This window comes from Rhizobium cauense (assembly GCF_019511525.1).
GTDB lineage: Bacteria > Pseudomonadota > Alphaproteobacteria > Rhizobiales > Rhizobiaceae > Rhizobium > Rhizobium cauense.
This window is the reverse complement of sequence record NZ_JAEUAT010000003.1, coordinates 116,314-131,357: the sequence shown is the minus strand read 5'-3', so window position 1 is coordinate 131,357 and position 15,044 is coordinate 116,314. Positions and strand designations below refer to the sequence as shown.

The window sequence follows — 15,044 nt, the reverse complement described above, 5'->3', positions numbered from 1 at the left end:
CAGGTTTTTCAGGTTGTGACTTAAGAGGCGACCGCCAATGCCGCCTCGATGTCCTTCCACAAGGCTTCGGTTCCTTCGAGACCGACGTGGAGGCGTACGGACCGCGCATGGATCCCGAAGGTATGCGCGGAATTCGGTTGCGCCTTCTGCTGAAGGACGACCTCGCCTGGTACGATCAGGCTTTCATGCCCACCCCAGCTCACTCCCAGTTTGAAGAGCTTGAGGTGATCGGCGAAAGCGCGGATATCGACGCCTTCGCGGAATATGAAGGAGAACAGCCCCGACGTGCCGTTGAGGCCCGAGGGCAACCGGTTGGCAAGGCCCGGATGGCAGACCGTTTCCACGACGTCGAGTTCCTGCAGACGCTTGGCGATGGTCATCGCTGCTGCCTCATGCGCTCGCATACGGATCGGCAGCGTGCGCAGGCCACGGATCAGAAGCCATGCGTCAAACGGTGAGAGCTTGCCGCCGAGATAAGGATATGCCTCCGCCTTGATGCGAGCGATCATCTCCTTCGAGCCGGCAACAACACCAGCCACCACGTCGCTATGGCCGCCGAGATACTTCGACGCCGAGTGGATGACGATATCGACGCCGAGCGAGATGGGCTGCTGGAAGTATGGACTTGCCCAGCTGTTGTCGATCATGGTGACGACGCCATGCTTTTTGGCGAGCGCTGCGAGCGCACCGACATCATGAGCCTCCATGACCCAGCTCGTCGGGCTTTCCATGTAGAAGACCTTGGCGCCTGGCAGTGCCTTTGCAACGGCCTCCTCGTCGCGTCCATCGACATAGGTCACTTCGACCTTCATACGCTTCAGGATCGTGCCGAACAGGCGGAAGGCATCGGGATAGACGTGCTTGACCGCGACGATCCTGTCACCCGGCTCGACGAAGGATAGCACTGCCGAGGAGATCGCAGCCATGCCGCTTGCAAAGCCTAGCGCATCTTCAGCACCCTCGAGCTTTGCCAGCATTTCCTCGAACATACGAACGGTCGGATTCAGACCGCGCGTGTAGATCGGGCGCACCTTCTCGCCCCGATAGGAGGAGATCATGTCGTCATAATCGGAGAAGGTGAAAAGCGACGTCTGAAATATCGGTGGCACGACGGCTTCAGCGAAGTTTCCTTCGTCGTGCGCGGTGATGAGCGAGGCAAGATCGAACGCGTCTGCGCCGTTATTCATTTCGACATTTCCTTGATATCTTCCTCGACGACCTCGAGGATTTTTAGTGTCTCTTCCCGCGCGGCCTCGGCATCCCGGGCAGCGATCGCGTTGAAGAGTGTGCGGTGAAAGGGGAATGAGCGGCGGGCGAAATCCTCGCGCTCGAACGGATGCTCCCAGAATTGCCAGAAGGTCTCGCGCATCTGCTCGAGAAGCTGGCGGAAAAGCGGGTTGTGCGTGGCGTCGTAGATCGCCAGATGAAAAGCCAGGTCTTCAGGCCCTGATGTGCCCTTCTCGAGATGAACGCGTTCCATCTCATTGAGGTTCTGCTCGATCAGGACGAGATCCTTGTCGGTTCGCTTGCGCGCGGCCACCATGCAGGCCTCGCACTCGATGCCGCGGCGGACTTCCAGTGTTTGCAGAAGGGCGTCGCGCAGATGACCGGTATCGAGTGACAGCGGCATGTGGATCGTTGCCTTCGAAACCGGCTTCAGCAGGTAAGTCCCGCTACCCTTTCGGGTTTCGATAACACCGAGTGCCTGGAAGTGGCGGATCGCCTCGCGGATGGTAGAACGGCCAACCATCAGCGCCGACATCAGTTCGCGTTCCGCCGGCAGACGATCGCCAGCCTTGAGCTGCGCGCTCTGAACATACTCGGCCACTGCGTCGGTCACCTGACGTGCCCGATCCATTGCCGGAAGCGGCCGGATAATCGGCCTGTCGCTGCGTGGTGCCTTCATGGTTCCCCAGATTTTTATAGGCAGCCAGCCTTTAAAATTGGTCTGACATCTTAGCATTTCGCAAAGCTGCGGAAGCGTCAAGTGCAAGTCAGCAGTTGGAGAGCAGATTTTAATTCTCCGAGAAGAGACCCGGCGACGACGGAGGCGGATGCCGACATGCGCCGGTGATTGTGGCAGGCAGGGTTGGCATTCTGGCCGCCCCAACCTATTTGCCTTGACTGTCGCTCAACCGAGAGGAAGCCGATGAGCCGTATCGCTATTACGGGGTCGACCGATGGCCTGGGGCTCGCTGCAGCGCGCGCCCTCATTGACGACGGGCACGAGCTCGTCCTTCACGCACGCTCGACAGAACGGGCAAAGGCGGTCGCCGATCTTATTCCGCAAACCCTCGGCATTGTCGTCGGTGACCTCTCGAGCGCCAAGGAGACACGACAGGTCGCCGATCAGGTAAACGCACTTGGGCATATGGACGCCGTCATTCACAACGCCGGAATCTACTCGGTGGCGGCGCGGGGTGGTACACCGGAAGGACATCCCGCCATTCTCGCGGTGAATACGCTCGCCCCGTATATACTGACGGCGCTCATCGAGCGGCCAAAGCGTCTTATTTATCTCAGCAGCGGCATGCACCAGAGCGGCGGGGGCCCGGTTGACGACGTCGACTGGAAGCGCCGGGCGTGGAACACCAGCCGTGCTTACTCGGAAAGCAAGCTTCATGTCGCAGCGCTTGCGGCGTGCCTCGCTCGACACTGGCCCGACGTCTTCAGTAACGCCGTCGATCCAGGCTGGGTGCCGACGAAGATGGGCGGCGCGGGAGCCCCAGACGATCTTAAGGAGGGTTATCGTACCCAGGCCTGGCTTGCGACCAGCAACGACGACGAGGCGAGGAGCAGCGGCGGCTACTGGTATCATCGCCGGCGGCGCGAGGCTGCCGCCGAGGTCACCGATCCCGTCTATCAGGAGAGGCTCGTGGAAAGGCTCAGGGTCCTTTCGGGTATCGAACTGTTTTGACAGGCGCGCTCAAAAATTCGGTCACTCAACTCGCCAGGCCGGAGACGACAGGTCGGCTGACGTCGGTTCTGGCCCAGCCTCTCGTCTACCGACCAACAATCAGTTGGCGACAAGCGGTTGTCGGCGAAGCCGAGGGAGCCCGTCTTCTCCGGCCTAATGAAGATACCGCAATGAGCGCAAGGCACGACGGCCGGCCATTTGCGTCTTTTTGAGCGGCTTTGGCGCTGTCATGTTCACTCGCCTCCGCTGGCTATGAGCGTGGCCTGTGCGGCGCGGAATGCATCCTGTAGCGCCTTATGGGTGTTAAGGCCTTCGAGGGCGTAGCTATGGGCGGCCCCTGCGTACGACGGGTTCCACGTCGATCCCGCGATAAAGGTTGGTCCTCATTTCGGGTGCAAAGCTCAGGTTTATTAAATGGCAATTTCACGTAGCAGGGCTTCGCAAACGAGGAAAGATTTAAACCGTCTCTTTGGTTTGAATTTATGCCATTTTGCAAAGTATGGCTGAGCAAAGTTCTGGAAACCTAAACCTGCTTGAACGGACCTGGCGAAGTCAGCGCGGGCAGAATGAAGCCCGGCAGCGCCGCCATAAAATGCAGGGGTTCGATATGGCCCGGAAGGTGAAGGCGCTCGGCGCGGTCGAGGCGCGGGAGCGCAAGGCGCTGGAAGAAAGGCGCGTGCGTGAGCAGTGACAAATCGAGCGGGCGGGCAGCGTCCGTGCGCAAGGCGAAGAACCGAGGTCAGCGAGATGGAGGCGCTGCATGAGGCGATGATGCGGGCGGCGCACGAGCCGGTGGGCGCAGCCAGGAGCGCGCGGATGATCCGTTGTCGCTCAGTGCTTAGGGTATGTTCCTGCATCCGGTTGTCGGCGGCGATCTCGATGAGAGTGTCGATATCCAGGGCCATCAGATCAGGTTTGCGACAGTCGATCTGATGCAGCCGACCTCAGCCATTCTGGCACGGCTTGGAGCATTGATTCAGAAGGCGGAATCGGTCATTTTAGACTAGCTGTCGTCGGCGTTTAATTGTCATTGTTTCAATGAATTAACATAATTTACGCGCAATTGCGCGGCATTAAAAACTTGCAATTATGCGGCATAATTGACTTGTTAGCGATCGGCATTATACACTTGTCATCGCACAACATCAAAAACTTGATATGAAGCCATGGCCACACCGAACGAAAAGCTCGCCGATTCCTTAAGCGCCTTGCAGGAGCTGCAAAGCGGGGGGCAGCGCATATTCAAATCTAGCGGCTTCAGCCGCGTTCATCGTGAACGGCTCTTGCAGCACGGCTTTCTGCGCGATGTCATCAAAGGCTGGCTGATGTCGACCGGGCCGCAGGCCCAACCGGGGGACACCACACCCTGGTATGCGTCCTACTGGGAGTTCTGCGCGCGTTATTGCCGCGACCGGTTCGGGAATGACTGGTTCCTGTCGCCCGAGCAGTCATTGCTGCTGCACTCGGAAGCGACGGCGATCCCGCCGCAGGTCATCGTAAACAGCCCCAAAGGCACCAACAACAATCTGCCACTCCTCTTCGGCACGTCGCTCTATGACCTCAAGGTCAAGGAGACGCCCGCGCCCGAAGACCTGGCCGAGAAAAACGGCCTGCGTGTCTACGCGCCGGATGCCGCCCTCGTCAAAGTGCCGGAAGCCTTCTTCCAGCGCACACCCATTGAGGCGCAGGTGGTGTTGGCTGCTGTGCGTGACGTATCCGGCATTCTGGGCCGGTTGCTTGATGGCGGGCATTCTGCCGTCGCCGGGCGTATAGCCGGGGCGTTTCGCCGCGTAGGACGCACGGGCTTTGCCGATGAGATCGTCAAAACGATGAAAAGCGCGAGCTACGATGTTCGCGAAAGCGATCCCTTTGCCGAGCAGCCTTATGTGCCCGCCATCATCACCGGCGTGCCGCCCATCGTAGCCCGGCTTAACGCTATCTGGGAAAGCCAGCGGGCGCCTGTGATGGAGATATTTCCCAAAGCGCCAGGCCTGCCCTCAGACAAAAGCAGCTACATGAAATTCGTGGAAGACATCTACCAAAGCGATGCCTACCACTCGCTATCGATCGAAGGCTATAGCGTTACGCCCGCACTCATCGACCGCGTGCGGCAGGGCGGATGGAATCCCGAAATCGATGAAAAGGATAGGCAAAGCCGCGATGCGCTCGCCGCGCGCGGCTACTGGCAGGCCTTCCAGAAAGTAAAGGATTCCGTGGCCGCCATTCTCGATGGCGCGCCTGCTGGCGCGCTCGTGCATGACCAACACCGGGAGTGGTACCGTGAACTGTTCGGCCCGTCCGTGGTCGCGGGCATACTCAAGCCGAGCGCCCTTGCCGGATATCGCAATCACCCCGTTTACCTGCGTGGGTCGTGGCATGTGCCGCCGCGTTCAGAAGCGGTGCCCGAGGGCATGGATGCGCTCTTCACCCTGCTCGATAATGAGACCGAACCTGCCGTCCGGGCCGTGCTGGGGCACTGGCTTGTCGGCTACGTCCACCCCTATCCTGATGGCAACGGGCGCATGGCACGATTCCTGATGAATGCGATGCTGGCCTCAGGCGGCTATCCCTGGACGGTCGTGCGGGTGGAGGATCGCGACCGGTATCTGGCCGGTCTTGAACGGGCGAGCGTCGACATGGATGTGCGCCCGTTCGCTGGCTTCCTGGCCGAGCGCGTGCAGTGGTCGACAGGGAAAGTGGCGGAGAAGGTAGAATAATTTACGCAATTATTCTTTTCGTTCCTTTTTTCTCCACAACTCTCTCTGATTTTCTCTATACTCGATCGCCGCTGGCTGAGGGTTCGGGATGAGCGAGATTCTGCCGTTCAGGCAGGGTCTCACGCGCGCTTTTGGCCGCCTGTTACGGACACCTCGGCCGTTTCGAAGAGGCTCGGGCGACGTGGCAAGAGGTGCTGCGCGTCAATCCAGACTACTCCTTGGAATACCGCCGCAAAGTCTTGCCCTTCAAGAACCCCGCCGATTTCGAGCTCGTCCTGGAAGGTCTACGCAGGGCCGGCGTCGTATAGTGATAAATGTCCGATCTTGAACCGGTTCGCCATTGTCGCAGACGATGAGCAATTGCCGATGCCCGCTTAACCACCACCTCCAGCCCAATCGCTAGCAAGGTCTGCTTTGAGGAGCCTGCAAAGCCTCTCTCTATGGCCGGCATGGTGGCGCCAAGCGGATAATTAAGTGTCCGGCCGCTATTGGTTTCGAAACATACCGTCGAGAGCCTGAGGTGAAATAGGAATTACCAACGCCGGTGCGACCTTCCTTTGTAGCTCCGATGCCGTCGATCTCACAGTTCGACAAGTACCGGCGACGTGTGGCTCGATGAGGAACAGCTCGCTTAAACGGCCGCTCCCACCCGAAACACCGGGAGCTCCTGCCGTACACCTCGAAGATGTGCAGTTCTCGGCTCGACCGAAAAAGACGCCAGTCCGTCGCGAACCCCGGTCGCATCGTAAACGTCCTGGCTGACAAAAATCTCGTCGGCATCGGCAAGGCCTTGGATGCGCGCAGCAATGTTTACGGTCTGGCCGAAATAGTCGAGGCGCTCGTTTAGCGTGACAGCAATTGCCGCGCCTTTGTGAACGCCGATCTTGAGGATCAGAGCCTTGTCGGGTTGCCGCTTGTTGAACGAGGCGATTTCGCTGCGCATGTCGAGCGCCGCCCGCACGGCATCGTCAGGTTCCAGGAATGCAGCCATCACCGCATCACCGATCGTCTTGATGATCGCGCCGTTGTGGCGGACAGTCACGCCCTGCAGCCGGTCAAAATGCTGCTGCACAAGTGCAAAAGCATTCAGGTCTCCGATCCGGTCATAAAGTGCAGTCGAGCCCTTCAGGTCGGTGAAAAGGAGAGCGATGTCCTTGACGCCGAGCCCTTCCTGGCTCCCGATCACCTCGGAGCGAAAAAGGTCGCGGAATGTCTGGGTCGTGAGTAACCGCTTACCTGAGAGCAACGGCGCGAAGTGGAGTGGCGGCGGCCTGTCGACGCCGGGCGGCAGTTGAAGTATCCCAAACTCGATGCGTTTGTCCGATACATTGGATATCTCGAAAATCACCTTGCCGGCCGCGATGGTGCCCACGTCCGGCGTGCTAGACTCAAGGTCAAGACGGATTGCGATGCGCTGTTCGCCAGCGGGAAGCGCGGGATCGACAACAAATGTGATACCGGCATCGCTGTCGGAGCTGCTGCCATGTAATATGCCAGCCTCTGCGATTATCTCAAATGCGGTCGTCTCGCCCGGCTCTATATAGGCTAGTCCGCGGCTCAGCATCTCCCTCAGGTGGACGAAAGGCGTTCCGTCCGGGAGCAAGCCCTCATTCGTCGAGCTGTAGCGGTAAAGATAATCCTCCACAGTCAGCGTCTGCGGATCGTGATAGGCGATGCGGCGAATGGCCGGGTTGACCGTGAAGCTTATCGCGATCATGTCATCGAGAGCCGCCACGAAATCCAGATGGCAGTGGGTGCAGCGGCAGTGACTGCCGAGATTCTTGAGCGCGCGAAAGCTATCGATGACGCAGGAGCAGACCGGACAGATCAGAATCCAGGTCATATCGAAGAGACCGAGTGCGGTGGCGTGCAGGAAGAGAGCAATCGTCTCCTCCTCGTTGAGGCTCTTGTCGGCAGCGAATTTGATCGGATTGATGCGGAAGAGCTCGGCGTCACTTGCCGAGCGGATGTTGCTCTCGAGTTTGGACACTAGCCGCGCACTCCAGGTCCGGGCCGACTCTAGCGCCGTCAGCTTCTCTTCGAGGTTCTGCTCGTCAATCGATGCCATGGCGACCTCCTCCCCGCACCACGCTATTGTCAACCGGACGAGTTTGGTTGAACGCACACCGTCAACGGTTCCAAAATTCGCAGCCATGTAGGTCTACCATAGCGAAAGGCCTCATTGTAGTGGTAAGTCCCCGCGATTCCAGGACGTGCAGGAGTTCGCGGCGACCCGCCGACCCACCCATTTGGCGACACCGGGACGGGTTAAGCAGACCGGCAGCATAATCGCCGAGATTTCCCGAATGGCTGAATGGCGGGCGCGAAGCGGAAATAAACCCCACCGAGTTTGGTGAGAGGCAAAGTGATGCATTGTGACTACTGATGCCGAGAGCCGACATTAGTCCGACACTGTCGGTCGACGCCGACCCTCGTCACTTTGGGAAGTGCTCGACGTGGGTCTCTGCCGTGCGGCCGAAATAGACGACGCGCCGGCCCGGGAACGAAACGAGGTATCCTGCGCAGCCCGCGCCTTTGACCTTCTCGCAAAAAGCCACGTAGCTGTAATCGGCCGGGCTCGCCTGGGCCCATCGCACCAGGCGCTCGACTTCGGTGGCATCAAAGGAAGCGGCGACCTTGCCAGTGGAGGATTGCAGGCCTATTGCGATGCTGTCGCCGTCGGGCAGATAGTAGGTTTGGCTGTTGCGGCGATAGTCGACCATGTAGCCCTCGAAACCGGCAGCGATCAGCTTTCCGACGATTTCCGGAAAGCTTAATCTTCCATCGTGAGATGCCTGCAGGCAAGTTTCGGCAATAGAAATCTGTTCCGCGTCCATAGCGGTTTCCTTTCTTTTTGATATTGAGTTTGATCGGCGGCTCAGTCCACCGGAATTGATTTTAGCTGGCGCCGTTCTGCGACAACCCTCAGGATGCGGTCGAGCGTTTCGAGCTCTTCCTTCGTCAAAACGCCGAAGAACTCAGCGTCATTTTGATCGGCAAGTGATCCCAGGACGGGTATCTTGCTCCGGCCCTCTACCGTCAGGGACAGGCTGTGGGCGCGCCTGTCTTCTTGACTTTCCGTCTTCTTAACCAAACCTTTTGCGACCAGCCTTTCTGCAAGTTTGCTAATGGCCCCCTTCGTCATGCCCATATTCTCAGCCAGAACTGAAGGAGGCGTCGGCTCGAGGTCGTAGAGCGTCCGCATGAACGACCATTCCGCCACGGTCACATCTTCGCCCGATACCTTGCGCGCAAACTCCTGTGACACGGCGTTTGATACCAATCGCATCCAGTACCCTGTGTGATCCGTCAACTCCGAGGCAGTGGTCATCATTTACTCCTTGTTGACTAGGAAACTACCTCCATGAAGTTTCCTAGTCAACAACAATATGGCACTAGTTGTTAGCGCGAACAAAGTCCGCTTTCAGGGATAGCAAACGACAGGGTTCATGGCCGACATGCGGGCGCAATGCAGCCGTTCCTCGATGCGAACTTCTATGTCGACTTTCGGCCCCAGTAGCACGTTGGGACCATGCTAACGACCTTAGCAAGTTTGAGCGAACTTGCCGAAAACACCACGTTGGCCCATGGACCCGTGACGTCGCGAAGAGGCCCGTCGAGATGATCCCAATCGAGGTCTTGCCTACCCTTAGACACTTAATACAAGGATGAATGCGCTCCACGGAGGGGATGGTCGAATAACAAGTCAGAAGGTTCATGACGAGCCGCTTATGGGTTTAGTCGTCCGGTGGCGAATGAAATCCTGACGGAAGGACAGATCGGGGATTGGGAGTTTCGTTTTCTTGCGGGGGAGTAGTGGTTGGTCGCCGAACGCTGAACGCGGCGGCAATCGCCCGAAATCCGATCGGGCTGTCGGGCGAAATGAGAAACTGACCCCCTAACGAAGCGAAGAACTGACCCCTCGTGTCAAACGAGGAGAGTTGGATGACGAGCGAGATTTTATTGCATCCTGCATTGTCGCGAACGATGCAGGGCGGGGATATGCTTCAGGCTGATGAGGTGGTGGCAATGTTGCGACTACATGCGCTTGGTTGGGGTGCCAAGCGGCTGTCCAAGGAATTTGGATGCGCGCGCAACACGGTTCGCCGATATTTGCGGGAAGGCGGCGTGTCGCCTTTCAAGAAACCTGCTCGGCGCAGTTCGTTTGACGGGCTGGACGATTGGCTGCGAGAACGTTTTTTCCGTCATGACGGGAATGCGGATGTAATCCGCCAGGAGTTGGCGAGCGAGCACGGAATTGTCATCGGCCTGCGTTCTGTAGAGCTTCGAGTTCGGCAGTGGCGACGGGAGTTGAAGGCACAGAAGCGTGCGACAGTTCGGTTCGAAACTCCACCAGGTCGCCAGTTGCAAATCGACTTTGGCCAGACGCGCGTATGGATCGGCGGTGAACGGCTTCGGGTGTACGTGTTTGTCGCAACGTTGGGTTACTCGAGACGCATACATATCCGAGCCTCGTTGCGAGAGGGGCAAACCGACTGGTTCGAAGGAATGGAAGGTGCGTTCCTTCGATTTGGTGGCGTTCCCAACGAGGTGTTGCTGGATAATGCGAAGCCGCTGGTCGAGCACCACGATGCGGTCAGCCGGGAAGTGCGGTTCAATGCGCGATTGCATGCCTTTGCTCGTTACTGGGGCTTCACCCCACGAGCTTGCGCACCATATCGCGCCCGTACGAAGGGCAAGGACGAGCGCGGAGTCGGTTACGTCAAGAAGAACGCGATCGCCGGTCGCCGGTTCGAGAGCTGGGCGTCGTTCGAGGCGCATCTGGCCCGGTGGATACGCGAGGTTGCCGACCAGCGTGAACATGGCACGACCGGCGTAGCGCCGACGGAGCGCTTTGCTGCGGAGGCGGACGCGCTTCGTCCGCTGGCTGGTCGCGCACCGTTTGGACAATTACGCGATCTCGTGCGCAAAGTTCAGGCCGACTGCGCGATAGACCTCGACACCAACAGCTATTCGGTACCTTGGCGCCTAATCGGCGAGAGCGTTCAAGTCGTTGTGCTGGCAGGCCGTGTGATCATCCGTCACGCGGGCCAGGTAGTGGCCGATCATGCTCTCTGCCAGGGACGGCGACAACGGATCGTGGACCGGTCCCATTTTGTTGGCGTCGCTGGTAGCGAAGGACTGGTGCGCACTCCAGTTGAGATAGCGCCAGCCGCCTTGCTGCGGCCGCTCGCCGAATACGAGGCGGTTGTTGGAGGAGGCTGGTGATGACGAACGTGGATCACGACCTGCTCATCGCAACACTCGATCGACTGAAACTGACGGCGATCCGCGATCAGCTCGACACTCTGCTTGACGAGGCGGCCCGCTCGAAGATGAACTTGCGCGAAGCTCTGGCATTCCTGGTATCGCGAGAGATCGCCCGGCGCGATGAGCGGCGCATCTCCATGTCGAGCAAGCTGGCGCAGTTCCCGTTCGTGCGCGAACTCGACGGCTTTGAGTTCGAGGCGCAGCCGTCGCTTGATCATGGCCAAATCAGGGACCTGGCGACCTGCCGCTGGATCGCTCACGGCGATACGGTGCTATTCCTTGGGCCTCCTGGTACCGGTAAAACCCACCTTGCGGTCAGCCTTGGCCGCGAGGCGATACGTCAGAACTACAACGTGCAGTTCGTGACCGCTGCCACGTTGGTAGCGATGCTGGCCAAAGCACACAACGATGGTTCGCTCGACAAGCAATTGACGATCTTGTCGCGGCCGAAATTGCTGATCATCGACGAGCTCGGCTATCTTCCGTTCGAAGCCAACGCCGCCCACCTGTTCTTCCAATTGGTCTCTCGGCGCTATGAGAAGGGATCAATCCTGATCACCTCCAACCGCTCTGTGGGAGAATGGGGAAGCGTCTTTGGTGACCCCGTGGTCGCCACGGCGATACTGGACCGCCTGCTTCATCATTCGACCGTGATCACCATCCGAGGCGACAGCTACCGGCTTCGCGAAAAGCGCCGCTCCGGCCTTCTGCAGAAGGCCGGAGCGGCGCTTGAACCAAACGAAACGACCAATCAATGAAGGGGGTCAAATCTTCGTTTCGCCCAAGGGGTCGATTCCTCGCTTCGCTTGACAAGGGCGATAGGCAGGATCGTCGCCCGGTCCGGTAGGGTCCCTTGATTTCTGATCTTTCAACGCCCTATTCTCCCGGCCCGCAACGACAAGGCCATACAATACCAGCCCTTCTCTATGCCTGCCACGGAAGAGCTTGCTGAAATCTACATGCGGGTTGGTGCCTCCGTTCGGCAAAGACCGCCTGTTGCCGTTCCGTTGACGAGCACCTGGCCGCGTCAGTTCTATTCAGGATGAGAGTACAAGCTACGCCCGAACGCAATCCAGACCGTTGCATGCGTTGGCGGCGATCTGGTGCTGCTTGGCGATCAGGCGCGCTCATGCGAAGCCGAGACGCGTGGCCCCTTGGTGAAACAGCACCTGGTCAGTGGGCGGCAAATGGAATGCCGACATGAAGTCGTCGAGGCGATAGGCGGGATACCGCTCGTGTATCATGGCGAGGTACGATTGCCCCTCGCTGAGGCGACCTGCGATCGACAGGCAAAGAGCGGCAATTGCCAGAATGTGAGCGTGAGCGTTCGGACGGGCTGCAGCCTTCACTCCCCATTCTGCTGCCTCCTCGAAACTTCCGAGGCGCACGAGAGCCAGGGCGCGGCTTGCGAGCATGCCAAAGAGCAGCGGATCGAAGGGGCTAAGGGCGCGGGAGTGATCGGCCGCCAGGATCGCAGCGTTTGGATCGCCGGACTGCGATTGAACGAAGGCGAGAGAGTAGTGAGCAATCGCGAAGCTCGGACTGAGCTCGACGGCTTGTTGCAGTTCGCTCACGGACTGATCGTGTAGCGCTCTCAACCAAAGCGCGCGACCCATGGCGAGGTGCGCCGTCGGGTCGCGATCGTCTGCCATCATGCTCTGGCTTGCCGCCCGATAGGCCAGCTCAGCTTCGATGTCTCGATCTGCCCAATGCTGGAAGGCACTCTGGAAGTGCGTAAAGGACAGTCCCGCATGGGCCCGCGCAAACGTCGGGTCGAGGCCAATTGCCCTCTCGAAGAAATGCTGGGCTTGCTCATTGTCGCTCTTGGTGAAGCGATACATGTGCCAGAGCCCCCGGTGGTGGGCCTCCCAGGCGTCGAGAGAGCTCGGCGCCTTCATGAGGGCACGGTTGCTCTCGATTGTCTCAACTTCACGCTCGATCGAGACGACGATCCTGCTGCCGATTTCCTCGAGAAGGAGGAATGTCTCGGCAACACGGCGCTCGAAGACTTCCGCCCAGGCGATGCGCGCTGTTCTCGCCTCGGTCAACTCGACACGAACAATGATGCGGTCGCCCATGCGCTGAAAGGATCCGTCGACGACGTAATCGACACCGAGCAGCCTGGCTGTCTCTTCGACTGTGTGATGACGCTCTCTCAGCGCGAACATCGTGCCCTGCGCGATCACATGGAAGGAGCGAAGCTTCGCAAGCCGGGTAATAATGTCGTATGCCAACGCGTCGGAGGGGCCGCCGGGCACAGCCACCGCCGACAGTTCGTTGAATGGCATGATGGCGATCGATGCCCGCCGACGTTCCCCTGGCGAGATTTCGGTGTCGAGCGGAGACGATGCGGGCATTCCGTTGGCACGAGGCTGTTGCCGCCGGAATGCCGCGTCTGTCTGGGCTCGAGCTGTCTGCCAGGCATCGCGCAAGGATCGGTCATCGATTCCTTCGGCGTTAAACAGCTTTGCCGTCGCTTCAAGATGTTCCTCTCCCTCTCGAAAACGACCTACCTTGGCAAGCGAGATCAACAGCAATTCATGAGGGCGCAGGTCGAAGGGAGCGAGCTGGATCCAGCGATCCAGATAGGTTTGCGCTTCTTCAGGTGGGAAACGCTGCACCATATGCTCCAGAAGGGCTGCGTGAATGTCGCGCAGCCGACGACGTTGCGACACCAGCCACGTTTCGAACGCCGGGCTCCGCTCGACGCCTGATCCATCGTGAAAGTCGCCGGCAAACAGGGCCGCCAGGAAACGCAACCGGTCCGGCGTCTGCGTCTTGAAACCATGCTGGTAGGCCGCAGCCGCCTCGACCGCATCGATAAAGCAGTCCGACAGGTCCAGCCAGATGGTGTCGCCTTGGGTCGCGACGCGCTGTTCTCCAATCAGCGACCGGATCTTGCTCAGGCACCACCGCAACTCGCCGCGCGGATCGTCGGGGATGTCCCATAGAAGATCGCAAAGCTGCGCCCTGCCACAGGGCCGCGGTGAAAGCGCAAGGTAGGCCAGAAGAGATCGGACTTTCCGGGACCCAGGGAGTTTCAGGTCGATGCCCTCACGCCGGATGGCCATCGGCCCAAGCAGCCGGATCTCGAGCGACCGCCCCGGTTGATTAGCGTTCCCGCTACCCGATTCCACGCTCATTCCCACGCCAGCTGCCACGCCGAACCCCACTATCCCTGTCTAAGCCAGAGACCGTGGGACGACATGTGCCCAACCACGGTTGCTATAGACGCACCATGAGGCTGATCAATCTGACCCAAGGAGAAAACAATGTCCACATCTGCGGCCGTCGCGCGCGATACTCAGCCCACCGTCGATTTTAGCGCGCTCAAAGCTAGGCAGCAAAGCGCATGGTCCTCGGGTGACTATGCGATCGTTGGGACTACCTTGCAAATTGTTGGTGAAAGCCTGTGCGAAGCTTTGGACCTGCGCGCGGGCTCGAAAGTGCTCGATGTCGCGGCCGGTAATGGTAACGGCGCGCTTGCTGCGGCCCGGCGCTGGTGCGAGGTCACAGCGACCGATTACGTTCCGGCTTTGCTCGAACGCGGCCAGGAACGCGCCAAGGCCGACAGGCTGCCGATCCTATTCCAGGAGGCTGATGCGGAAAATCTGCCGTTTGCCGATCAATCGTTCGACAACGTGCTCTCGATTTTCGGCGTGATGTTCACGCCCGATCAGGAGCGCGCTGCATCCGAACTCCTTCGCGTCTGCAAACGCGGTGGTTCGGTTGGTCTCGCCAACTGGACCCCTGACGGCTTTATCGGGCAGATGTTCAAGACGATCGGCAAGCATGTGCCGCCGCCGGTTGGTGCCCGCTCGCCGGCACTCTGGGGTTCACGTGCACGACTGGACGAATTATTTCCGGAAGCGGTCGCGTCGATCGCGGCGACGCCGCGCCACTTCGTTTTTCGCTACAAGTCGCCCGGCCATTGGCTGGAGATCTTCCGGACCTATTATGGTCCCGTGCTGAAAACATTCGCCGCCCTTGATCCTGCGGCGCAAGATACGCTGACCAACGACCTTTTGATGCTCATGGAACGCTTCAATCGTGCCGACGATGGCACCGTGGTCGTACCAAGCGAATATATGGAGGTCATCGTCACGAGGCTCTGAACATAGGCTTCTGATGCCGGTCGA

The 15,044-nt window shown here is 59.3% G+C and carries 13 protein-coding genes and 1 pseudogene; 7 read left to right on the top strand and 7 right to left on the bottom strand.

Annotation, left to right across the window (positions count from 1 at the left end; genetic code table 11):
• Positions 1 to 20: 20 nt before the first annotated feature.
• The gene (locus JNB88_RS06670) at positions 21 to 1,187 is read right to left on the bottom strand and encodes a PLP-dependent transferase (RefSeq protein ID WP_220354766.1); all 1,167 of its coding nucleotides are present in this window, start codon (positions 1,185 to 1,187) and stop codon (positions 21 to 23) included.
• A complete protein-coding gene (locus JNB88_RS06665) occupies positions 1,184 to 1,906 on the bottom strand; it encodes a FadR/GntR family transcriptional regulator (protein ID WP_220354765.1) in 723 nt (240 codons plus the stop codon). The genes JNB88_RS06670 and JNB88_RS06665 overlap by 4 nt, the downstream gene beginning before the upstream one ends.
• A 243-nt stretch (positions 1,907 to 2,149) precedes the next feature.
• On the opposite strand from JNB88_RS06665, the gene JNB88_RS06660 reads away from it, so the two are divergent.
• Positions 2,150 to 2,917: an SDR family NAD(P)-dependent oxidoreductase gene (locus JNB88_RS06660; protein WP_220354764.1), complete on the top strand. Its 768-nt coding sequence runs from the start codon at positions 2,150 to 2,152 to the stop codon at positions 2,915 to 2,917.
• A gap of 523 nt (positions 2,918 to 3,440) precedes the next feature.
• Here JNB88_RS06660 and JNB88_RS06655 read toward each other — a convergent pair.
• On the bottom strand, positions 3,441 to 3,641 hold the full coding sequence (locus tag JNB88_RS06655) for a hypothetical protein (protein WP_220354763.1): 201 nt from the start codon (positions 3,639 to 3,641) through the stop codon (positions 3,441 to 3,443).
• Between the two features lie 121 nt (positions 3,642 to 3,762).
• On the opposite strand from JNB88_RS06655, the gene JNB88_RS06650 reads away from it, so the two are divergent.
• The 3 genes and pseudogenes from JNB88_RS06650 to JNB88_RS06640 all read left to right on the top strand — a co-directional run.
• Entirely contained in the window at positions 3,763 to 3,924 is a 162-nt protein-coding gene (locus JNB88_RS06650) for a hypothetical protein (protein WP_220354762.1), read from the top strand.
• A gap of 159 nt (positions 3,925 to 4,083) precedes the next feature.
• Positions 4,084 to 5,634: a Fic family protein gene (locus JNB88_RS06645; RefSeq protein ID WP_220354761.1), complete on the top strand. Its 1,551-nt coding sequence runs from the start codon at positions 4,084 to 4,086 to the stop codon at positions 5,632 to 5,634.
• Positions 5,635 to 5,750: 116 nt separating this feature from the next.
• Positions 5,751 to 5,942: pseudogene (locus JNB88_RS06640) on the top strand (tetratricopeptide repeat protein); the annotation flags it as partial.
• A gap of 323 nt (positions 5,943 to 6,265) precedes the next feature.
• On the opposite strand, the gene JNB88_RS06635 reads toward JNB88_RS06640, so the two are convergent.
• The 3 genes from JNB88_RS06635 to JNB88_RS06625 all read right to left on the bottom strand — a co-directional run bounded on the left by JNB88_RS06635 (position 6,266) and on the right by JNB88_RS06625 (position 8,965).
• Positions 6,266 to 7,702 (bottom strand): adenylate/guanylate cyclase domain-containing protein, encoded by a 1,437-nt coding sequence (locus tag JNB88_RS06635; RefSeq protein ID WP_223217097.1) that lies wholly within the window; start codon positions 7,700 to 7,702, stop codon positions 6,266 to 6,268.
• Positions 7,703 to 8,069: 367 nt separating this feature from the next.
• Positions 8,070 to 8,471 carry a DUF1398 domain-containing protein gene (locus JNB88_RS06630; RefSeq protein WP_220354759.1) on the bottom strand — a complete coding sequence of 134 codons (402 nt, stop codon included), beginning with the start codon at positions 8,469 to 8,471 and terminating at the stop codon, positions 8,070 to 8,072.
• Positions 8,472 to 8,512: 41 nt separating this feature from the next.
• Entirely contained in the window at positions 8,513 to 8,965 is a 453-nt protein-coding gene (locus JNB88_RS06625; RefSeq protein WP_220354758.1) for a MarR family winged helix-turn-helix transcriptional regulator, read from the bottom strand.
• Between the two features lie 614 nt (positions 8,966 to 9,579).
• Here JNB88_RS06625 and istA point away from each other — a divergent pair.
• Positions 9,580 to 10,863, top strand: a complete 1,284-nt coding sequence (gene istA / locus JNB88_RS06620) for an IS21 family transposase (RefSeq protein ID WP_220354757.1) — start codon at positions 9,580 to 9,582, stop codon at positions 10,861 to 10,863.
• Positions 10,863 to 11,663, top strand: a complete 801-nt coding sequence (istB, locus tag JNB88_RS06615; protein ID WP_220354756.1) for an IS21-like element ISSme2 family helper ATPase IstB — start codon at positions 10,863 to 10,865, stop codon at positions 11,661 to 11,663. Before istA ends, istB begins: the two co-directional genes overlap by 1 nt.
• Positions 11,664 to 12,032: 369 nt before the next feature.
• On the opposite strand, the gene JNB88_RS06610 is transcribed toward istB, so the two are convergent.
• Entirely contained in the window at positions 12,033 to 14,048 is a 2,016-nt protein-coding gene (locus JNB88_RS06610; protein WP_220354755.1) for a transcriptional regulator, read from the bottom strand.
• Between the two features lie 129 nt (positions 14,049 to 14,177).
• Between JNB88_RS06610 and JNB88_RS06605 the strand changes: the two genes are divergently transcribed.
• On the top strand, positions 14,178 to 15,020 hold the full coding sequence (locus JNB88_RS06605; protein ID WP_220354754.1) for a class I SAM-dependent methyltransferase: 843 nt from the start codon (positions 14,178 to 14,180) through the stop codon (positions 15,018 to 15,020).
• Positions 15,021 to 15,044: the final 24 nt, after the last annotated feature.